Source organism: Marivivens marinus, from assembly GCF_035969385.1.
Lineage (GTDB): Bacteria > Pseudomonadota > Alphaproteobacteria > Rhodobacterales > Rhodobacteraceae > SELP01.
This window is the reverse complement of the sequence record NZ_JAYKKJ010000001.1, coordinates 344,677-364,036: the sequence shown is the minus strand read 5'-3', so window position 1 is coordinate 364,036 and position 19,360 is coordinate 344,677. Positions and strand designations below refer to the sequence as shown.

Below are 19,360 nucleotides of genomic sequence, written 5' to 3'. Positions count from 1 at the left end.
CCGCGCTAAATTGACTCTGGCACGCAAGATGTCTGTTACTTGGCGACAGGGCCGGAACGGTTCCGGCTGGCTTTGCCAAGAAAAACAAAACTGGGAGATCCATATGAGCCTCATGCAGAAATTCCTCGGCGCGACCGCTGCCCTTGCCCTGACGACGGGCGCGGCGCTGGCCGACCCGGCGATCATTTTCGACCTTGGTGGCAAGTTCGACAAATCCTTCAACGAAGCCGCCTTCAACGGTGCGCAGCGTTGGGCCGATGAAACCGGCGGCAGCTATGCCGAGTTTGAAATCACGTCGGACGCGCAGCGCGAACAGGCGATCCGCCGCTTTGCCGAAGCCGGCAACAACCCGATCGTCATGGCCGGTTTCTCCTGGGCGACGTCGCTGGAAACCGTGGCCCAGGACTACCCCGACACCAAATTCGCCATCATCGACATGGTGGTGGATCAGCCGAACGTGCGGTCGATCGTGTTCAACGAACATGAAGGGTCCTACCTTGTGGGCATGATGGCCGCGATGGCCTCGGAAACCGGCACCGTCGGCTTTATCGGTGGCATGGACATCCCGCTCATCCGTCGCTTTGGCTGCGGCTATGCGCAGGGCGTGCTGGCCGTGAACCCCGATGCCACCGTCATCGCCAACATGACCGGCACCACCCCCGCAGCCTGGAACGACCCCGTGAAAGGAACCGAACTGACGCTGGCCCAGATCAGCCAGGGCGCTGATGTGGTCTATGCCGCGGCTGGCGGCACCGGCGTGGGCGTTCTGCAAGCCGCAGCGGACGAGGGCATTCTGTCGATCGGCGTCGACAGCAACCAGAACTACCTGCACCCGGGTCAGGTGCTGACCTCGATGATGAAGCGGGTCGACAATGCCGTCTATGAAAGCTTCACCGCGGGTATGGAGCTTGAGGCCGGCTTCAACGTGATGGGCATTGGAAACGGTGGCGTCGGCTATGCGCTGGACGACAACAACGCCAGCCTCGTGTCGGCCGAAATGCAGGCCGCCGTGGATGCCGCCGCTGCCCAGATCACCGCGGGCGAGCTGATGGTCCACGACTACATGTCCGACGAATCCTGCCCGGCCATCGACTTCTGATCGGCCCACCAGGTTCGACGTGAAAATGGGGCCGCGCTGAGAGATCGGCGCGGCCCTCATGCACCAAGGCCCCGGCAGAGGGCCGTCAGGGAGACACCAGTGATGAGCGAGACCGCACCCGCCATCGAACTGAAAGGCATTTCCAAAGCCTTCGGTCCGGTGCAGGCGAACAAGGATATTTCGATCCGGGTCATGCCGGGCACGATCCACGGGATCATCGGCGAAAACGGGGCCGGGAAATCGACGCTAATGTCGATCCTCTACGGGTTCTACAAGGCCGACTCGGGCGAGATCTTCATCAACGGAAAGAAAACCGTCATCCCCGACAGCCAGGCCGCGATTTCCGCAGGGATCGGCATGGTGTTCCAGCATTTCAAGCTGGTCGAGAATTTCAGCGTACTTGAAAACGTGGTCCTTGGGGCCGAAGACGGCGCCCTGTTGCGCCCTTCGCTGGCCAAGGCCCGCACCGAACTGAAGGCGCTGGCCGAAGAATATGGGCTGAATGTGGACCCCGATGCCAAGATCGAGGAAATCGGCGTCGGCATGCAGCAGCGCGTGGAAATCCTCAAGGCGCTTTACCGGCAGGCCGAGATCCTGATCCTTGACGAACCGACCGGCGTTCTGACCCCGGCCGAGGCGGACCAGCTGTTCCGCATCCTTGGCCGCCTGCGGGAAGAGGGCAAGACGATCATCCTGATCACCCACAAGCTGCGCGAGATCATGGATATCACCGACACCGTTTCGGTCATGCGGCGGGGCGAGATGACAGCCACCGTCAAGACCGCCGAAACCAGCCCGCCGGAACTGGCCGAGCTGATGGTTGGGCGCAAGGTACTGCTGCGGGTCGACAAGACCCCGGCCCAACCCGGCGACCCGATACTTGAAGTCAAGAACCTGAACGTCACCGACAGCACCGGGGTTCAGCGTCTAAAGGATGTGTCGCTGACCATTCGCGCCGGGGAGATCCTTGGCATCGCGGGGGTGGCAGGCAACGGGCAGTCCGAACTTCTGGAAGTTCTGGGCGGCTACCAAACTGCGACCGGCGAAATCAGGATGAACGGTGAACCAATCGACCTTTCAGGCCGGTTTGCCGACGGGCAGACGCGACGCAAACGCGGCATCGCCCATGTCCCCGAAGACCGGCAGCGTGAAGGGCTGATCATGGATTTCGCGGCTTGGGAAAACGTGGCCTTCGGCTATCACAACGACCCGAAATACCAAAAGAACGCCCTGCTCATGGACAACGCCGCGATCAAGGCGGACACCGAAAAGAAGATGGAAACATTCGACGTGCGCCCGCCCAACCCGATGCTGGCGGCCAAGTCGTTTTCCGGTGGCAACCAGCAAAAAATCGTGGTCGCCCGAGAGGTTGAACGCAATCCCGACCTTTTGCTTATCGGCCAACCGACCCGCGGGGTCGACATCGGCGCGATCGAACTGATCCACAAACAGATCATCGCGCTGCGTGATCAGGGGAAGGCGATACTGCTTGTGTCCGTTGAACTGGACGAAATCATGTCCCTGTCCGACCGGATCGTCGTGATGTTCGATGGCAAAATCATGGGCGAACAGTTGCCCGACCAGACAAACGAAAAAGAACTTGGGCTACTCATGGCCGGTGTGGAAGAGGAGGCTGTCTAATGGAACCGATGCCCCGCTGGGCGGACATTGTCCTTGTCCCGGCCATCTCTCTTGTCTTGGCTGCGATCATTTCGGTGATCATCTTCATGATCATCGGCCAGAACCCATGGGAGGCGCTGACCCTGATGGTCGGCGGCGCCTTCGGGTCGTCCGAGGACTTTGGCTACACACTGTTCTACACGACAAACTTCCTTTTTACCGGGCTTGCGGTGGCCGTTGCGTTCCATGCGTCACTCTTCAATATCGGCGGTGAAGGGCAGGTCCTGTTGGGCGGCCTTGGGGCCGCTCTGGTCATTCTATTCGTTCCTTGGCCCCACTGGACTCTTGCGCTGATCGGGGCCGGGGCAACCGCTGCGGTTTTCGGGGCCCTGTGGGCCGCGATTCCGGCATATCTTCAGGCGCGACGTGGAAGCCACATCGTTATCACGACGATCATGTTCAACTTCATGGCGTCCGGGCTTCTGGTCTACATGCTGGGCGAAGTCCTGCGCCCTGCCGGTGAAATGCAGACCGCGACGGCGGTCTTCCCCGAGGCAACTCACCTGCCGTCGCTGCAGGACATCTTTGGGGTATTCGGCATCGAGGCCTTTGGGCGGTCGCCTGCCAACATTTCGATCTTTCTTGGGCTGATTGCCGCGGCGGGGGTCTGGGCGCTGATCTGGCACACTCGACTGGGCTATGAAATCCGGTCGTTCGGAAAATCGCAAAGCGCGGCGGCCTATGCCGGTATCAGCCCGGTGCGGATCACCATGATCACCATGCTGATTTCAGGCGCGCTGGCCGGGTTCATGGCGATTAACAACTCGATGGGGATCAACACACCCCAACTGGTCGACAACGCCTCGGGCGGGGCCGGGTTCATCGGAATCGCCGTCGCCCTGATGGGGCGGAACCATCCAGTCGGGATCATCATCGCCGGCCTTCTGTTCGGTGCGCTTTGGCAGGGCGGGGCCGAACTTTCGGCTGCGACCAGTGTCCCGGTGCAGATGGTCGTCATCATTCAGGCGCTGGTCATCATGTTCACGGGGGCGCTCGACAACATGGTGCGCCGCCCCCTCGAAGGTCTGTTCCGGACCATGCAGAAGCAAGGATAAGCAGATGGATACCTATTTCACTCTGGTCCAGCTGGCCGACGCATCGGTCCGAATGGCAATCCCGCTGCTGCTGGCCTGTCTTGCCGGGTTGTTCTCGGAACGGGCAGGAATCTTCGACATCGGGCTTGAAGGCAAGATGCTGGCGTCCGCCTTCCTTTCGGCCGCAATCGCCTATGTCACAGGCTCGGTCTGGCTTGGGCTTGGCGCCGGGATTCTGGTGTCGGTCTTTCTGTCGGTCATTCACGGCCTTGCCTCGATCACCTTTCGGGGCAACCAGCTGATCTCGGGCGTGGCGATCAACTTTTTCGCGGCGGGGATCACCGTGGTTATCGCACAGGGCTGGTTCGCCCAGGGCGGCCGCACGCCGTCGCTGTCGGGCGATGCCCGGTTCAACGGCATTAACCTTCCCGGTGCCTTGACCCGCATTCGGGACAAAATGCAGGCCAGCCCCGGCATGCAATTCTATTCCGAATTCATCTCGGGCCATGCGATCCTTGTCTACATCTCATTGCTTATCGTGCCGCTCAGCTGGTGGGTGCTCTACCGGACGCGGTTTGGCCTGCGCCTGCGGGCGGTCGGTGAAAACCCGGCTGCGGTGGATACAGCCGGCATCTCTGTCACCCGGCTTCGGTTCTCGGCGGTGATCATCTGCGGCATCCTGTGCGGGATCGCCGGGGCCTACCTTTCGACGGCCGTTCAGGCCGGGTTTACCAAGGACATGACCGCCAACCGGGGCTTCATCGCGCTTGCCGCGCTGATCTTTGCGAAATGGCGCCCATGGCCAGCGCTATGGACCTGCCTGCTGTTCGGCCTGTTCTTCGCAATCGACACCCGGTTCCAGAATATCGAGGTCGATCTGTTCTGGATCGTTGCTCTCCTCCTGGGGGGCTCCGCGGCCCTTATCGGCTATGTTCTGCGCAAGGACCTGGTGGATAAGCTTGTCCTTGGCGGGCTGGCGGCCGTTCTGATCGCGGTCGCGTTGGGGGCTTGGGTTTCCAGCGGATCGGCTGAAGGCATGACACTTGGCAGTGCATTGTGGGAAACCGTGAAGGTTCCGTCCCAGTTCATCCAATCCCTGCCCTATATCCTTGTTGTGGTCGTGCTTGCCGGTTTCGTGGGCAAGGCCATCCCGCCGCGCGCGGGCGGAGAGCCCTATGTCAAAGAGCGCTGATATCGCCGACCTGATCCGGGAACGGGTCGGGTCGGAACCGGTTCGTCTTGGTCTGGTCCTCGGGTCCGGCCTTGGCCACCTTGCCGGCGCGGTCGAGGGGATTGCCATTCCCTATTCCGAGCTGCCCGGGTTCCCGCACGCGGGCGTCAGCGGCCACAACCCGAACCTTGTGATCGGCACGCTGGAAGGGGTGCGGGTCGCTGTGTTCGGTGGGCGGGCGCATTACTACGAAAAGGGTGACCCGTCGGCCATGCGCACCCCACTTGAAGTGCTGCGCGAACTGGGCGCGGAAATGATGATCGCCACCAATGCCGCAGGATCGCTGCGGCCCGACATGGCGACCGGGTCCATCATGTGCCTGTCCGACCACATAAACTTTTCCGGGCTGAACCCGCTGATTGGCGAGCCGACCGACAGCCGCTTTGTCCCGATGACCGAGGCCTACGATTCCGAAATGCGCGCAGGCCTGGTCGCGGCGGCTGCCGAGGACAAGGTGCCGATGGCACAGGGCATCTACGCCTGGTATTCCGGCCCGTCCTTCGAAACCCCGGCGGAAATCCGGGCGATCAAGATGCTGGGCGCGGATGCGGTGGGTATGTCCACCGTGCCAGAGGTGATCCTTGGCCGGTTCCTCGGGCTGCGCTGTGCGGCGATCTCGACCATCACCAACATGGCCGCCGGGATGAGCAGCGAAAAGATCAGCCACGAACATACCAAGGCAATGGCGCCGCTGGGCGCGGCCAAGCTGGAAAAGGTGCTGCGGCGTTACCTGCGGGGCCTGTCATAAGTCCAGATTCGCGCAACGGCACGGTCCAGCGCAGGGATTCACGGGGTTTTCCCCGACCCGTGACCGCCGGGCATTTGACACCGGCGGCGGAAAGGCGTTGTTTGGGACAAACCCCGCGTAGACAATTGACCTGACATGCAAATCTACCTCCCCATCGCCGAGGTTTCGGTCGATTTCTTCCTGATCCTTGGATTGGGGGGCTTGGTCGGCGTGCTGTCGGGGATGTTCGGCGTGGGCGGGGGGTTCCTGATTACGCCCTTGCTGTTCTTCGTCGGCATCCCACCGTCGGTCGCCGTTGCAACCTCGGCCAACCAGATCGTTGCGTCCTCCGTCTCCGGGTTGATGGCCCATGTCAAACGGCGCGGTGTGGATTTCTGGATGGGGGCGGTTCTGCTGGTGGGCGGCCTGATCGGGTCCGGACTGGGCGTCTGGCTGTTCAACATGCTCAAGGCGCTGGGGCAGGTCGACCTTCTGGTCAACCTTTGCTACGTCGTCTTCCTCGGCATCGTTGGTGCCCTGATGCTTGCCGAAAGCATCCGGGCGATGATCCGCGCATCGCGCTCGGGCGGCGCTCGGGCGAAACGGCACAAGCACAACTGGGTGCATAACCTGCCGCTCAAGGTAAAATTCCGGGTGTCAGGCCTTTATATCTCGGTCGTTCCCCCGCTGCTTGTCGGGATGCTCGTTGGGGTGCTGGCCGCCGTGATGGGGGTTGGCGGCGGGTTCATCATGGTCCCGGCGATGATCTATCTGCTTGGGATGCCGACCAAGGTCGTGGTCGGCACTTCGCTGTTCCAGATCATCTTTGTCGCGGCCTTCACCACCTTCCTGCATGCGGTCACGAACCATACCGTCGATATCGTCCTTGCGGTCATCCTGCTGATCGGGGGCGTGGTCGGGGCACAGATCGGCACCCGGATCGGTGTCAAGATGAAGGCGGAACAGCTTCGGATCCTTCTCGCCGCGCTAGTCCTTCTGGTCTGCCTCAAACTGGCTTTTGACCTGCTGATCACCCCGTCAGAGCTGTACTCTCTCGCCGACGCGGGAGAGCACTGATGGCCCGGCTTCTTGTCTTCCTTCTGCTTCTCGCCCTGCCCGCGCAGGCCGAGCGCGTTGTTCTGGGCCTCAGCCAAGACGAGGTGGCCATCACCGCGAATTTCACCGGATCCGAAATCCTGATTTTTGGCGCAGTTCGGCGCGAGACCCCGATGCCATCGGACAGCACGCTTGGGGTGATCGTCACCGTCTCCGGCCCGTCCCTGCCCGTCACCGTGCGGCGCAAGGAACGGCGGCTGGGGATCTGGGTCAATACCGACGCGGTCGAAGTGGACGCGGCGCCGTCTTTCTACGCCGTCGCAACCTCGGCCCCGCTGGAAGACATTCTGACCCATGTTGAAGACCTGCGCCATTCCGTGTCGATCCCCCGCGCCATCCGCTCCGTCGGGGCGGACATCAGCGGCACCGAAGACTTTACCGAAGCCCTGATCCGCATTCGCGCCGCATCCGACAGCTACCAGCTCTTGCAAGGCGCGGTCGATCTGGAGGAACAGACCCTGTTCCGGACCGAGGTTGTTCTACCGGCGAACCTGACGGAAGGTGACTATGCCACCCGGATATTCCTGACCCGCAACGGGAGGGTCATCGACGAATACCAGACCGTGATCCCGGTCAATAAGGTGGGGCTGGAACGCTGGCTTTATGAACTGTCGCGGGACAATGCCCCCGTCTACGGGGTCATGGCGCTTCTCATCGCGATCCTCGCGGGGTGGGGGGCTTCTGCCGCCTTCGCGCTGTTGCGGCGGTAGGGGCGACGGTGGGTCAAGACCCACCTTACGCTGGCGGTCGTGTTCAGCCTCGGCCTACATAGGGCATCTTCGTCGCCATGATCGTCTGGAACAGCGTGTTCGCCTCGGGCGGAAGCGCGGCCATTTGCCAGACCGCTTCGGCCACATGGGCCACGTCAAAGCTGGGCGGTTCCGGCTGGCCCTCGGCCCGGGCGCGTTCGGCGATCCCGGCCAGCAGGTCGGTCATGGCATTGCCGATGTCGATCTGGCCGCAGGCGATCCCAAAGGCCCGCCCGTCCAGCGCCAACTGCCGGGTCAGCCCGGTGATGCCGTGTTTCGTCACCGTATAGGTCACCGCCCCTTCTCGCGGCACGTGGGCCGAGATCGACCCATTGTTGATGATCCGCCCGCCCAGCGGGTCCTGTCGCCGCATCTGGCCAAAGGCCGCGCGGGCGCAATAGACCATGCCGCTCAGGTTCACGCGCACGGCCTTGTCCCAATCCGACAGGGGCACCTCGTCAATCGGGGCGGCGGGCGTGAAGATGCCCGCGTTGTTGAACAGGACGTCAATCCGGCCCGCCCGCGCGGCAAAGGTGTCAAAGGCAGCCTGCACCGCCGCCGGGTCGCCCACGTCGGCGGGCAGCACCACCGCCCCCTCCTGCCCCGCGGCCATCTCGTCCAGCACCTCGGCCCGACGAGCCAAAAGCCCCACCCGCCAACCGCCCGACAGAAACCGCTCCGCCACGGCCTGTCCAATCCCGGCGCTGGCCCCGGTGACGATGATGGATTTCATGCCTCAAGCTCCTCTGCCGTCAGTTCCAGCGCCGCTGCGGGCGCGCGCAGATCATCCACCCGCAGCGTATCGGTCGGGCGGGCCAGACGGTTGCGGACGACCCAGCGCAGTTGCGTTTCGGCCCGTGTGATCGCCACATAGGCCAGCCGTTTCCACAGCGGTTGGCCGGCTTCGACCCGGCCCATGCGGCTTGCGGCGTAAATGTCGGGGGCAAAAACCTGCACCGTGTCCCACTGCGACCCCTGCGCCTTGTGGATCGTCACCGCCGCGCCATGCAGGAACACCGCGCCCATGCGGGCGGCGAAGGGGATGAAGGGTTCCTCATCCTCTTCCTGGCTTTCGATCTTCACGATGGAGGCGGCCGAGACCTGCGGGTCTTCCGCGCCCATGACATGCAGCCGTGAAAAGCCCGGTTTGCGGCCCGGCCCGAGATAGACCACCTGCGCGCCCTTGATCAGGCCGCGCGCCTCAAGATCCAGCCGCTTCTTGCGGTGTTTCAGGGGCAGTTCGATCCCGTCGCAGATCAATGGTTCACCGGGCAGCAATTCATCTATCGGCGCGCCATAGGCGGCGCGGAAGGCGTGGATCAGGCGGATCCGCGTGGCATTGCGCCAGACCAGCACTGGCGACCGGGCCATCAGATCGCTCTTCACCCGTTCGGCCCAGACCACGCGATCGTCCGTCCGGGCAGCCTGTTGCACCATCTGTTCGAAACCGTGGAAATCCAGCTGCGGATCGGCCAGCGCATGGGCAAGGTCGAGAATCGGGTTGTCGGCCTCTTGCCGGTGGACCCGATGCAGTTCCAACCGCCGGTTCTCGGGCAGTTGCTCGAAGACCATCCCGCCTTCGGATTGGACCGGCGGCAACTGTGCCGGGTCGCCGAACAACAGAAGCGTCGGAAAAATTTCCTGAAGGTCCTCGAACTGGCGCTTGTCCAGCATCGAGCTTTCATCGACGAACCCGATATCCAAAGGATCTTCGCGTCGCTTCCATCCGGTGATGAAATCCGACCCGCGCAGCCCCGCCGCGGCAAGCGCCGCCGGGATCGACGTATGGGTCTGATAGCTTTCCCAGGCACGGTCCAGCGCCACATCGGTCAGCCCTTCGATGCTGGGTCGTTCCCCCTGCCCGGCCAGCCATTCCGCGACCTTTTCGTATTCTGGGTCATAGACCGGGGTATAGAGAATGCGATGGATGGTCGTTGCCGGAACGCCTCGGTTGCGCAACACGCTTGCCGCCTTGTTGGTCGGGGCAAGAATGGCCAATGTCCGGCGGTCCTTGCGGCGCTTGCCCTCCCAATCGCCCGACACGATGTCGACGCCCGCCTCTTTGAGCGCCTTGGTCAATTCGGCCAGAAGCAGCGTCTTGCCGGACCCGGCCTTGCCAATGACCGCCAAAACGGCCGTCTGATCGGATCGCGGTGGGGTCAGAAGACTGTCGTCCAGGTCCACGCCGCTGCCCCGCAACAGCTCGGCAATCGTGTCCCAGGCCTGTGCCTGATCGTCAGAAAATGTAAGTGCGGTCGCGGTCATGGCGCGACCCTACAGGGGCGCGCCAGACAGGACCAGATGCGTCACGCGGTTCTTGCCAGTTCGGGGCGGACCGAATGCCCAAACGACCGCGCGAACCAGGCCTCGGACAGGGCCGAGGACAGACCCGCCCGGCGGATGACCCGCGCCCGCGCCTCGGGCGAATAGGACCACAGGCCAAGGCTGATCCGGCCCATGCCTTCCCCCTCGGCTCCCAGAACCTCGGGCGAGGCGCCGATCATCCTGTAGATGCGCACCATGCGGGCGTCGAAAATGCCAAGGAAATGATCCACGGCAAAGGCCCGCATCAACTCGCCACCACCCAGCATCAGCGCCGCCGCCACCTTGCCATCCGCCTCGGGAGAGAGGCAGAACCGTGTGCATTCCCAGACATGAGGAGAGGCGATTTCCGCGCCTCCCAGATGCCCGAAATGATCGCGCGCCATCGTCCGCCCGGTGGTCGGCAGAAACCGCATGGACCCACCGTGGGTGCCGTCGGCCTTTTCCCACATGACATAAAGCGGGTTCAGAGCGTCATAGTCATCCCGCTCGAACCCCTGATCATCAACCGACACGTCCCACCCAAGGCGGTCCTGAAACTGGATAGCCCGGTCCCTGAACATCGAAGCGGCCAACCGAGGGTAGTTATCAAGGTCCGTTCCATAGACATACCGCAGCATCATCCAATCCTTTCGCCAGCCATCCCGAAGAACAGACTAAGGCGAAAATGGTTAACATCGGCCAACGGCGGCGTGACGGTTGGGTTAACGAAAGGCTACTCGGCGGCGTTTGCGGCGGGCCGGGCGGATGGGACACTGCCCCGTCCGGGCCAATCGCCGGTTGCCGCGCGGGCGCTGCCGCCTACGACGATAAACCCTTCGGTCAGGGCACGGGCAACAGCATGTGTGGTATTCAACGCATTCAGTTTGAACCGCGCGCTTTCGATATAGGCCCGCAGGGTGTGTTCCGAGATGTCCAGCATTTCCGCCACCTGTCCGCGCGCATATCCCATTGCCAAGAAAGTAAGCGCGTCGGTTTCACGGGGCGACAGCTGTTTTACCGGTGACGGTGAACGGTTCTTTTCGAACTCAAGGGCCTTCTGGTTGAAGAAATGCGCCACGAGGATCAAAGATCGCTGGTTTTCCTGTGTAAAATCAGCCCAGGTTTCATCATCGCAACTGTGGGAAACAGTGAACAGGGCGAATTGCCCATTCGGACCCCGAATTGGGATGGAATAGCCTTGGTTCCCGACCCCGTGGTCGATGGCGTCCTGACGAAGGGCGCGGGCGGCCTTGCCGCTCCAGTCAAGACGCTTCCAGTCGACAGGGTGGAACCGGCTGAAACACCCCAGAACAACCGGGTCGGTCCGCAGATAGTCCCGGTCGACATAACGTTGCACCCATTCCGGGCTATAGGTTCCGCAACCGTATTGTTCACCATCGGCACTGACCCAATGATATACGATATGGTCAACGGCGAACTTGTCGCGCAAATCGACGATCAGCCCCTGTAAATCGTCAAGCCCCGCGGCCTGTTCCAAGCTGCGCAGGAAATCGTCCAAATCTGTTCCCATCACCCACCACCTTTAGCGGCGCCCCCATCGTGGTGGTCTCAATCTCGGTTCGGGCGACTTCGGTGGTTTCGTCCAGTTGATCGGCCAAAGTGTCCAGGCCATTCATCCGGGCGAATGTCTTCAGGTCTTCCAGAACGTCGATGATCCACTCATTTCCCATGGGATAGCCTCGTGAGTAAGGGTTAACGTTTCCTTAACAACCCATGGTAGCACGCCAAAGGTAAAAGAAATATTCGCCAATCTTATCCCCCCAGAAATGGGGGGAGGGCGAATTCTCAAGCATTTGATTCAAAAAGGGGCGCGGTCCTCGTGAACCGCGCCCCCAATTCGCTGTCTGCCGGTCGCTACTGCCGCGATTCGGCGATCACATCCTCGAAGGTGCGGATGCCCGGACGCGGGCTTTGGACCAGCACCGCCATGTTGCCCGGCTTGTGTTCGTTGCGCAGCATCTTGGTATGCGCCTGTGGGATCTCATCCCAGCCGAAGACCTCGGACATGCAAGGGTCCAGACGACGCTCGACCATCAGACGATTGGCGCTTGCGGCCTGCTTGAGGTTGGCAAAGTGCGATCCCTGAAGGCGCTTCTGGTGCATCCACATATAGCGGACATCGAAGGTGCAGTTGAACCCGCTGGTTCCGGCGCAGATCACGACGATCCCGCCCTTCTTCACGACCAGCGTCGAGACCGGGAAAGTTGCCTCGCCCGGATGTTCGAACACCATGTCGACGTTGATGCCCTTGCCGGTGATGTCCCAGATCGCCTTGCCGAACTTGCGGGCCTCTTTCAGCCATTCATTGTATTCGGGGCTGTTCACCGTCGGCAGTTGGCCCCAGCAGTTGAAGTCCTTGCGGTTGATGACCCCCTTGGCCCCCTGATCCATGACGAACTGGCGCTTGGATTCATCGGAGATCACCCCGATTGCATTGGCGCCGGCGGTATTCGCCAGTTGGATCGCATAGGACCCGAGCCCGCCCGACGCGCCCCAGACCAGAACGTTCTGACCGGGCTTCAGCTCGTGCGGGTGATGGCCGAACAGCATCCGGTATGCGGTGGCAAGCGTCAGCGTGTAGCAGGCGCTTTCTTCCCAGGTCAGGTGCTTGGGGCGCGGCATCAGCTGCTGCGCCTGCACGCGGGTGAACTGCGCGAAAGACCCGTCCCCGGTCTCATAGCCCCAGATGCGCTGGGTCGGGCTGAACATCGGGTCGCCGCCGTTGCATTCCTCGTCGTCACCATCGTCCTGGTTACAATGGATGACGACCTCATCCCCGACCTTCCAGGTCTTCACCTTGTCGCCCACGGCCCAGACGATGCCCGACGCATCGGACCCCGCGATGTGATAATCCTGCTTGTGCACGTCAAAGGGGCTGATCGGTTTGCCAAGGCCCGCCCAGACGCCGTTATAATTGACGCCGGCGGCCATCACGAGAACCAGCACCTCGTGGCTGTCGATCATCCAGGTGTCGACAACCTCTTTCTGGAACGAAGCCTCAGGCTCGCCATGACGTTCGCGCCGGATGGCCCAGGCGTACATCTTTTCCGGCACATGGCCGAGCGGCGGGATTTCCCCGATCTCATAGAGGTCCTTTTTCGGCGCGCTGTAGGTCGCAGCGGGGGTCGTTTCGTCGAGGGCCATCTGTTTCTCCATCGGCTTTCGGGCACCATTTTGCCGCGCCGCAGAATCGGCGCTACACCGCAGAGATATTATTCATCGCGAAACAATGCAATCGCGAATACCTGCATTTTTGTAATTTTATTACTGCCGCACCGCAGCGTCACTTTCCGCGGCCTTCGGGACTTTCCCCGTCCCTGACTTGAAGTGATGCGCGATCGAGGCCGCGTAATAGGCCAACACGTCCTCGGCCCCGTCCTCCACAAGGATGCGCCCGTCTTCTTCGCGAACAAGGCCCCTTTGAAACAGGATTTCCAGCGCGTCATGGGTCACCGTGCGGGCGTCCCGGCGCGGCACCGTGACCCCATTGGACCGGAACATATCAATTGCGCTTTGGGCCGCGACCTTTAGCGCCCCGCGCTCGGTCACGCCCTGAAGGATCATCCGGGCCACCAGCGGCACCGGCATCACCGGCACCACCGCCCGGATCCGGTCCATCAATTCGGCGGCAACGGCCGATGTCACCTCCTCCGGTTTCCCGGCCCCCGCAAAGGTCGACAGACGCAAGGGCTGCCCAAACCCGACCGAGGCCGTGCCAAATCCCTTGAACCGGAAGGTGACCCGCTGCCACAGATGGCCCAGAACCGCCCGCACCACGGTGCCAAGCGGCGGCCGGAACCGGCGCACCCCGGTCTTGTCCGCCTTGATCAGAAACCGGTCTTCCAGAACCCGGTCATAGTTCAGCGCCACGGGGACAAAGATCACCTCGCGCCCACCGGGCGACCAGGATTCAACAATGTAGCTTAGCAAGCCCAGCTTTGGCTCCATCACCCGTCCGGTGACCGACAACCCGCCCTCGGGGAACATGGCCTGCGTCACCCCGCCCTGCGTGGACAGTTGGACATAACGGGCCAACACCCGGCGATACAGCGCGCCCCGCGATTTGCGACGGATAAAGTAGGCGCCCATGGACCGGATCACCGCCGACAGCGGCCAGACCCGCGCCCATTCGCCAACCGCATAGGACAGGGCCGACGCCCGCGACACCAGATAGGTCACCAGAACGTAGTCCATGTTCGACCGGTGGTTCATCACAAAGACCACGGCGGCATCCGCGTCGATGTCTTCCAGCGCATCCCGGTCAAACGCCCCCAGTCGAATGCGGTAAAGCGACCGGGACAGCCAGCGTGCCAACCGCGTGCCCACGGTGAAATAGGCGGTCGCGGAAAACCCCGGCACGATCTCGCGTGCGTAGCGGCGGGCCTTTTCGAAGGCGACGTTCTCGGGAACCCCTTCCTCGGCAGCATAATCCACAATGGCCTGACTGACCTCGGGGTCATAGATCAGCCGCTGGATCATGTCATAGCGGCGGGCCAGCTTGAACGGTTCGATCGGGCGAGCCAGCCGTTCGTTCAGCCGCGCGATGACCTTCTCTGCCCGGCGGCGAAAGAACCAACGGACCGACGGAAACAGGAAATGCGATGCGAAGGTCACCCCGGCGAACAGCAGGATCAGCAGAAAGAACCAAAGGGGCAAGGTGATCGTCTGGGACATGCACCGCGACCTTGGCAGGCTTCGCAAGAATGGTAAATCCCGTCATGCCGCAACGCAGCGAATTGACAGCGCCACAAAATGTCCGCTAGACCTTCGCTTGCGAAATAAAATTACCGAACCTGATTCACGAGGCCCGCCCATGTCGCAGATGCAGAAAGACCGCCCCTGGCTTTTCAGAACCTACGCCGGGCATTCGACGGCCTCTGCCTCTAACGCGTTATATCGCGGCAACCTTGCCAAGGGGCAGACGGGCCTTTCGGTGGCTTTCGATCTGCCCACGCAGACAGGATATGACAGCGACCACACGCTCGCACGGGGCGAGGTCGGCAAGGTCGGCGTTCCGGTTTGTCATCTGGGGGACATGCGGGCGCTGTTCGATCAGATCCCGCTGGAACAGATGAACACCTCGATGACGATCAACGCGACCGCGCCCTGGCTTCTGGCGCTCTATATCGCTGTGGCCGAGGAACAGGGCGCCGACATTTCCGCGCTTCAGGGCACGGTTCAGAACGACATCATCAAGGAATACCTGTCGCGGGGCACCTATATCTGCCCGCCAGAACCGTCCCTGCGAATGATCACGGATGTCGCGGCCTACACCCGAGAACACCTGCCCAAATGGAACCCGATGAACGTCTGTTCCTACCACTTGCAAGAGGCGGGCGCGACGCCAGAGGAAGAACTTGCTTTCGCCCTTGCCACTGCCATTGCTGTTCTGGACGACCTGAAACAGAAAGTCCCGGCAGAGGCGTTTCCGGCCATGGTCGGACGCATTTCCTTCTTCGTGAACGCGGGCATTCGGTTTGTCACCGAACTGTGCAAGATGCGCGCCTTTGTCGAATTGTGGGATGAAATCTGCCGCGACCGCTATGGCGTGGAAGAAGAGAAGTTCCGCCGCTTCCGATATGGGGTGCAGGTCAATTCCCTTGGGTTGACCGAACAGCAGCCCGAAAACAACGTCTACCGCATCCTTCTGGAAACGCTGGCCGTGACCCTGTCGAAAAACGCCCGCGCCCGCGCCGTTCAATTGCCAGCCTGGAACGAAGCGCTTGGCCTGCCCCGCCCGTGGGACCAGCAATGGTCGCTGCGGATGCAACAGATCCTCGCTTATGAAACCGACCTGTTGGAATTCGGCGACCTGTTCGACGGCAACCCCGCCGTCACCGCCAAGGTCGAAGCGCTGAAGGACGGCGCGCGCGCCGAACTGGCCCAGATCGACGCGATGGGCGGCGCGGTCAAGGCAATTGACTACATGAAATCGCGGCTGGTGGACTCGAACGCCGCACGCATCGCCAATATCGAATCTGGCGAAACCACCGTTGTCGGCGTCAACAAATGGCAGCAGGGCGAACCCTCGCCACTGACTGCGGGCGACGACGCGATCATGACCGTCGACGCGGCAGCCGAGGCGGATCAGCTCGCCCGCCTTGCCGCGTGGAAGGCCGGTCGGGATGCGGGCGCGGTCGCCCGGGCACTGGCCGATCTGCGCGCCGCTGCCCTATCGGGCGAAAACGTCATGCCCGCCTCGATCGCCTGCGCCAAGGCAGGCGTCACGACCGGCGAATGGGCCGAAGAAGTGCGCAGTGCGTTTGGCCAGTACCGTGCGCCAACCGGCGTGTCCCCGAACCCATCGAACCGGACCGAGGGGCTGGACGACATCCGCGCCCGCGTGGACGAGGTTAGCCGCAAGCTGGGCCGCAAGCTGAAGTTCCTTGTCGGCAAGCCGGGTCTGGACGGCCATTCCAACGGCGCTGAACAGATTGCCGCCCGCGCCCGCGACGTGGGCATGGACATCACCTATCAGGGCATCCGCCTGACCCCGGACGAAATCGTAGCCCAAGCGGCAGAGGATGACGCGCACGTGGTCGGCCTGTCGATCCTGTCCGGATCGCACCTGCCGCTGATCGCCGAAGTTCTGGAAAAGATGAAAGCCGCCGGGCTGGGGCATGTCCCGGTCATCGCGGGCGGGATCATTCCCGAAGATGACGCCGCCAAACTGCGCGCGATGGGGGTGGACCGGGTCTACACACCGAAGGATTTCGAATTGAACCGGATCATGGCCGATATTGCCGATCTCGCCGAACCAAAGGCCGTAGCTGCCGAATAGCGGCATTCTTCACTGTATTTTCAGCCCTGAATTGCAAAATTCAGGGTTTCACGGCATTTTTGTTTTTGGTTGGTGATTTCTGTGGCACGAGTTCCGAATGGATTTCCAAGGAGCGAGAATATGAAATTCAATCTGAAATCACTCAGCCGCAAGGAGCTTGAGAAGCTTCGGGCCGACGTGGACAAGGCCCTTGCGAAAGTGGCCGACCGGGAAAAGAAACTGGCGCTGGAAGCCGCCGAGAAGGCCGCGCGCGATTTCGGTTTTTCCCTTGAGGACCTGACCGGCGCGGAAGCACCGAAAAAGCGGGGCCGCAAACCCAAAGGCACCAAGGCCCCGAAGGTCGCCGGTGTGGCAAAATACGCCAACCCTGCCGACGCCAGCCAAACCTGGACCGGCAAGGGACGACAGCCGCAATGGTTCAAGGACGCGATCGCAGGCGGGACCGACCCGTCGACGATGGAACTTTAATCCTCCATCAAGCGCATCAATTCCTCGACCGAATAGACCTCCTGAATTTCCCCGTTGAGCCCCTTGTAAAACCCGGGCGCAACGGGGAGACAGGCGACCCCGCAAATCTGGCGCACCTCGCGATTGCGGGTATCAACGTACCAAAGCCGCCCACCGGGGGTGGACACGTATCCATTCAGGTAAAGGGCCGCATCGCTGCGATAGTCAGTATCGCTGGGGACCTCGTTGATATAGCCCACATCGAATGCCCCGTGGGTATGATAGGATGCGACCGGGGCGAAATTCTCGGGTATTTCCGAATAACAGGTGGCCTGCGTCCCGGGTGACGGATCGGTCGCCGTCAGGACGCCCCGCGCATCATATCCGATAAACCCGCAATACTCGCGCCGCTTGGCAAAAGACGGGGCCTGCAACGCCCGCAGCGTTTCCCGGGCAAGCTCCATTTCCGCAAGATCCTGCGCCCAGAGATTTGCTGGAAACAACAAAAGGACCCACAAGAATCTAGTCATTGGCATTTCCCTGACTTGGCCTTACCCCTGTCAGGATAATCAAAATAACAAAGGAGTCATCCCAATGACCGTTCATATCGGGGCACAGCCCGGCCAGATCGCAGAAACCGTCCTGATGCCCGGCGACCCCTATCGCGCCAAATGGATCGCCGAGACATTCTTGCAGGACGCCGAATGCATCAATCAGGTGCGCGGAATGCTGGGGTTCACCGGAACATGGAACGGCAACCGCGTGACCGTGCAGGGATCGGGCATGGGGATGCCCTCCTTTTCCATCTACGCCAACGAATTGATCCGTGACTACGGCGCCAAGACCCTGATCCGGATCGGGTCCTGTGGCGGGATGCAGCACCACGTCAAGGTCCGGGACGTGATCATCGCCATGACCTGCACCACCATGTCGACCCCATCCCGCGGCATCCTACGTGACCTGAATTTCGCCCCCTGCGCCGACTACGGTCTTCTGGCCGCCGCGGTCGAGGCGGCGAAATCCGTCGATGTGACGACCCATGTCGGCAACATCTATTCCTCGGACACCTTCTATGACGAACGCAACGATCTTCAGGAACAGATGATCCGACACGGGGTTTTGGGGGTCGAAATGGAAGCGGCAGAGCTTTACATCCTCGCCGCCCGCCACAAGGCCCGCGCGCTGGCCGTCTTCACCGTGTCCGACCACCTTCTGACGCATGAGGCCCTGCCCAGTGAAGACCGCGAAAAGACCTTTGGCGATATGGTCGAGATCGCCCTAGAGGCCGCCTTCGCCTGACGAGCGCAGCCAATCCGCAACCCGCGCCACGGCAGACCCCGGGCGCGGGGGGCGGGCAAAGCCCAGCCGCAAATCCCGATCCAGCCGCACACGGCCCGGCAAGGGCGCGACAAGGGCGCCGCTGTCCAGATGCCGTTCGACCAACGCCCCATGCGCCATCAGCACCCCCGCCCCGTTCACAGCCTCTTCGACCGCAAGCGCGAACAGAGAATGCACAGGCCCGCGCGGCACCAGACCGGGCGCATGTTTGGCGGCCCAGATCTGCCAATCCCGGGACCAGACCGCATCGGACAAGCAGGGCACTGACGACAGGTCGGACGCCGCCCTAATGTGCCCGGCCAGGGATGGGGCGCAGACGGGAAATATCTCGTCCCGCGCGACCACGACACCGCCCGCGGACCCATAGAACAATGTCATGTCATAGGGCGCCCGTTTCAGGTTCGGCGGCCGCTCCATCGCGGTGATCGACACCGACAGGCCGGGGAAAGCCGCCCGCAGACCCGGCAGGCGCGGCGACAGCCAAAGCTGCGCCACCGCCGGCAGGGCCGCAATCTGGACAACCTGTGGCGCCGCCTCGGCCCGCAAGGTCTGCACCACGACACCCAAACTGTCGAAAGCTTCGGACAGCGCGGGCAAGCAGCGCGCGCCCAACGCGGTCAGCTGCACCCCCTTGGCCTGCCGCTCGAACAGGGACGCGCCCAGATCGGCCTCCAAGCCCTTGATATGGGCGGTGACGGCGCCGGGGGTCACGCCCAATTCCTCGGCTGCCGCCGCGAACCCGCCCAGCCGCGCCGCCGCCTCGAAGGCGCGCAGGGCATTCAGCGCGGGCAAGCGCATGGGGGGCGGGGCAAGGGTCATGGCATAGCCTTAAT

The 19,360-nt window shown here is 62.3% G+C and carries 19 protein-coding genes; 10 read left to right on the top strand and 9 right to left on the bottom strand.

Translation table 11 applies throughout. The annotated features are described in order from the left end of the window. Nucleotides 1–103 precede the first annotated feature (103 nt). The 7 genes from U3648_RS01850 to U3648_RS01820 all read left to right on the top strand — a co-directional run bounded on the left by U3648_RS01850 (nt 104) and on the right by U3648_RS01820 (nt 7,597). Nucleotides 104–1,099 carry a BMP family lipoprotein gene (locus U3648_RS01850; RefSeq protein WP_420857530.1) on the top strand — a complete coding sequence of 332 codons (996 nt, stop codon included), beginning with the start codon at nt 104–106 and terminating at the stop codon, nt 1,097–1,099. Between the two features lie 102 nt (nt 1,100–1,201). After that, on the top strand, nt 1,202–2,740 hold the full coding sequence (locus U3648_RS01845) for an ABC transporter ATP-binding protein (protein WP_420857529.1): 1,539 nt from the start codon (nt 1,202–1,204) through the stop codon (nt 2,738–2,740). Continuing rightward, entirely contained in the window at nt 2,740–3,834 is a 1,095-nt protein-coding gene (locus U3648_RS01840; protein WP_420857528.1) for an ABC transporter permease, read from the top strand. Before U3648_RS01845 ends, U3648_RS01840 begins: the two co-directional genes overlap by 1 nt. 4 nt (nt 3,835–3,838) lie before the next feature. Further along, entirely contained in the window at nt 3,839–5,005 is a 1,167-nt protein-coding gene (locus U3648_RS01835) for an ABC transporter permease (RefSeq protein WP_420857527.1), read from the top strand. Then, nucleotides 4,989–5,792, top strand: a complete 804-nt coding sequence (locus U3648_RS01830; protein ID WP_420857526.1) for a purine-nucleoside phosphorylase — start codon at nt 4,989–4,991, stop codon at nt 5,790–5,792. The genes U3648_RS01835 and U3648_RS01830 overlap by 17 nt, the downstream gene beginning before the upstream one ends. A 135-nt stretch (nt 5,793–5,927) precedes the next feature. Next, nucleotides 5,928–6,848, top strand: a complete 921-nt coding sequence (locus U3648_RS01825) for a sulfite exporter TauE/SafE family protein (protein WP_420857525.1) — start codon at nt 5,928–5,930, stop codon at nt 6,846–6,848. Then, nucleotides 6,848–7,597 (top strand): TIGR02186 family protein, encoded by a 750-nt coding sequence (locus U3648_RS01820; RefSeq protein WP_420857524.1) that lies wholly within the window; start codon nt 6,848–6,850, stop codon nt 7,595–7,597. Before U3648_RS01825 ends, U3648_RS01820 begins: the two co-directional genes overlap by 1 nt. Nucleotides 7,598–7,640: 43 nt before the next feature. Here the strand turns inward: U3648_RS01820 and U3648_RS01815 are convergent, their stop codons facing one another. From U3648_RS01815 to U3648_RS01785, 7 genes are all read right to left on the bottom strand, one after another. Then, nucleotides 7,641–8,369, bottom strand: coding sequence for an SDR family oxidoreductase (locus U3648_RS01815; RefSeq protein WP_420857523.1), 729 nt, complete (start codon nt 8,367–8,369; stop codon nt 7,641–7,643). Further along, entirely contained in the window at nt 8,366–9,901 is a 1,536-nt protein-coding gene (locus U3648_RS01810; protein WP_420857522.1) for an ATP-dependent DNA helicase, read from the bottom strand. Before U3648_RS01810 ends, U3648_RS01815 begins: the two co-directional genes overlap by 4 nt. 41 nt (nt 9,902–9,942) lie before the next feature. After that, on the bottom strand, nt 9,943–10,578 hold the full coding sequence (locus U3648_RS01805) for an acyl-homoserine-lactone synthase (RefSeq protein WP_420857521.1): 636 nt from the start codon (nt 10,576–10,578) through the stop codon (nt 9,943–9,945). A gap of 95 nt (nt 10,579–10,673) precedes the next feature. Continuing rightward, complete coding sequence (locus tag U3648_RS01800; RefSeq protein ID WP_420857519.1) at nt 10,674–11,471, bottom strand: helix-turn-helix transcriptional regulator; 798 nt, start codon at nt 11,469–11,471, stop codon at nt 10,674–10,676. Beyond that, nucleotides 11,416–11,631 carry a hypothetical protein gene (locus U3648_RS01795; RefSeq protein WP_420857518.1) on the bottom strand — a complete coding sequence of 72 codons (216 nt, stop codon included), beginning with the start codon at nt 11,629–11,631 and terminating at the stop codon, nt 11,416–11,418. Before U3648_RS01795 ends, U3648_RS01800 begins: the two co-directional genes overlap by 56 nt. A 184-nt stretch (nt 11,632–11,815) precedes the next feature. Beyond that, entirely contained in the window at nt 11,816–13,105 is a 1,290-nt protein-coding gene (ccrA, locus tag U3648_RS01790) for a crotonyl-CoA carboxylase/reductase (protein ID WP_420857517.1), read from the bottom strand. Nucleotides 13,106–13,225: 120 nt separating this feature from the next. Next, a complete protein-coding gene (locus tag U3648_RS01785) occupies nt 13,226–14,635 on the bottom strand; it encodes a 1-acyl-sn-glycerol-3-phosphate acyltransferase (protein ID WP_420857516.1) in 1,410 nt (469 codons plus the stop codon). Here U3648_RS01785 and U3648_RS01780 point away from each other — a divergent pair. Both U3648_RS01780 and U3648_RS01775 read left to right on the top strand, forming a co-directional pair. Next, nucleotides 14,634–16,742 carry a protein meaA gene (locus tag U3648_RS01780; RefSeq protein ID WP_420857697.1) on the top strand — a complete coding sequence of 703 codons (2,109 nt, stop codon included), beginning with the start codon at nt 14,634–14,636 and terminating at the stop codon, nt 16,740–16,742. The genes U3648_RS01785 and U3648_RS01780 overlap by 2 nt on opposite strands. A gap of 120 nt (nt 16,743–16,862) precedes the next feature. After that, entirely contained in the window at nt 16,863–17,210 is a 348-nt protein-coding gene (locus U3648_RS01775) for an H-NS histone family protein (RefSeq protein WP_420857515.1), read from the top strand. Here the strand turns inward: U3648_RS01775 and U3648_RS01770 are convergent. Beyond that, nucleotides 17,207–17,719 (bottom strand): DUF4329 domain-containing protein, encoded by a 513-nt coding sequence (locus U3648_RS01770; RefSeq protein WP_420857514.1) that lies wholly within the window; start codon nt 17,717–17,719, stop codon nt 17,207–17,209. The genes U3648_RS01775 and U3648_RS01770 overlap by 4 nt on opposite strands. A 64-nt stretch (nt 17,720–17,783) precedes the next feature. Between U3648_RS01770 and deoD the strand changes: the two genes are divergently transcribed. Then, nucleotides 17,784–18,488, top strand: coding sequence for a purine-nucleoside phosphorylase (gene deoD, locus U3648_RS01765; protein WP_420857513.1), 705 nt, complete (start codon nt 17,784–17,786; stop codon nt 18,486–18,488). On the opposite strand, the gene U3648_RS01760 is transcribed toward deoD, so the two are convergent. Continuing rightward, nucleotides 18,468–19,325: a LysR family transcriptional regulator gene (locus U3648_RS01760; RefSeq protein WP_420857512.1), complete on the bottom strand. Its 858-nt coding sequence runs from the start codon at nt 19,323–19,325 to the stop codon at nt 18,468–18,470. The genes deoD and U3648_RS01760 overlap by 21 nt on opposite strands. Nucleotides 19,326–19,360 lie beyond the last annotated feature (35 nt).

Coding starts and splice junctions, on each gene's coding strand:
- U3648_RS01850 (WP_420857530.1), top strand. CDS start 104: ATGAGCCTCATGCAGAAATTCCTCGGCGCGACCGCTGCCCTTGCCCTG.
- U3648_RS01845 (WP_420857529.1), top strand. CDS start 1,202: ATGAGCGAGACCGCACCCGCCATCGAACTGAAAGGCATTTCCAAAGCC.
- U3648_RS01840 (WP_420857528.1), top strand. CDS start 2,740: ATGGAACCGATGCCCCGCTGGGCGGACATTGTCCTTGTCCCGGCCATC.
- U3648_RS01835 (WP_420857527.1), top strand. CDS start 3,839: ATGGATACCTATTTCACTCTGGTCCAGCTGGCCGACGCATCGGTCCGA.
- U3648_RS01830 (WP_420857526.1), top strand. CDS start 4,989: ATGTCAAAGAGCGCTGATATCGCCGACCTGATCCGGGAACGGGTCGGG.
- U3648_RS01825 (WP_420857525.1), top strand. CDS start 5,928: ATGCAAATCTACCTCCCCATCGCCGAGGTTTCGGTCGATTTCTTCCTG.
- U3648_RS01820 (WP_420857524.1), top strand. CDS start 6,848: ATGGCCCGGCTTCTTGTCTTCCTTCTGCTTCTCGCCCTGCCCGCGCAG.
- U3648_RS01815 (WP_420857523.1), bottom strand. CDS start 8,369: ATGAAATCCATCATCGTCACCGGGGCCAGCGCCGGGATTGGACAGGCC.
- U3648_RS01810 (WP_420857522.1), bottom strand. CDS start 9,901: ATGACCGCGACCGCACTTACATTTTCTGACGATCAGGCACAGGCCTGG.
- U3648_RS01805 (WP_420857521.1), bottom strand. CDS start 10,578: ATGCTGCGGTATGTCTATGGAACGGACCTTGATAACTACCCTCGGTTG.
- U3648_RS01800 (WP_420857519.1), bottom strand. CDS start 11,471: ATGGGAACAGATTTGGACGATTTCCTGCGCAGCTTGGAACAGGCCGCG.
- U3648_RS01795 (WP_420857518.1), bottom strand. CDS start 11,631: ATGGGAAATGAGTGGATCATCGACGTTCTGGAAGACCTGAAGACATTC.
- ccrA (WP_420857517.1), bottom strand. CDS start 13,105: ATGGCCCTCGACGAAACGACCCCCGCTGCGACCTACAGCGCGCCGAAA.
- U3648_RS01780 (WP_420857697.1), top strand. CDS start 14,634: ATGCACCGCGACCTTGGCAGGCTTCGCAAGAATGGTAAATCCCGTCAT.
- U3648_RS01785 (WP_420857516.1), bottom strand. CDS start 14,635: ATGTCCCAGACGATCACCTTGCCCCTTTGGTTCTTTCTGCTGATCCTG.
- U3648_RS01775 (WP_420857515.1), top strand. CDS start 16,863: ATGAAATTCAATCTGAAATCACTCAGCCGCAAGGAGCTTGAGAAGCTT.
- U3648_RS01770 (WP_420857514.1), bottom strand. CDS start 17,719: ATGACTAGATTCTTGTGGGTCCTTTTGTTGTTTCCAGCAAATCTCTGG.
- deoD (WP_420857513.1), top strand. CDS start 17,784: ATGACCGTTCATATCGGGGCACAGCCCGGCCAGATCGCAGAAACCGTC.
- U3648_RS01760 (WP_420857512.1), bottom strand. CDS start 19,325: ATGCGCTTGCCCGCGCTGAATGCCCTGCGCGCCTTCGAGGCGGCGGCG.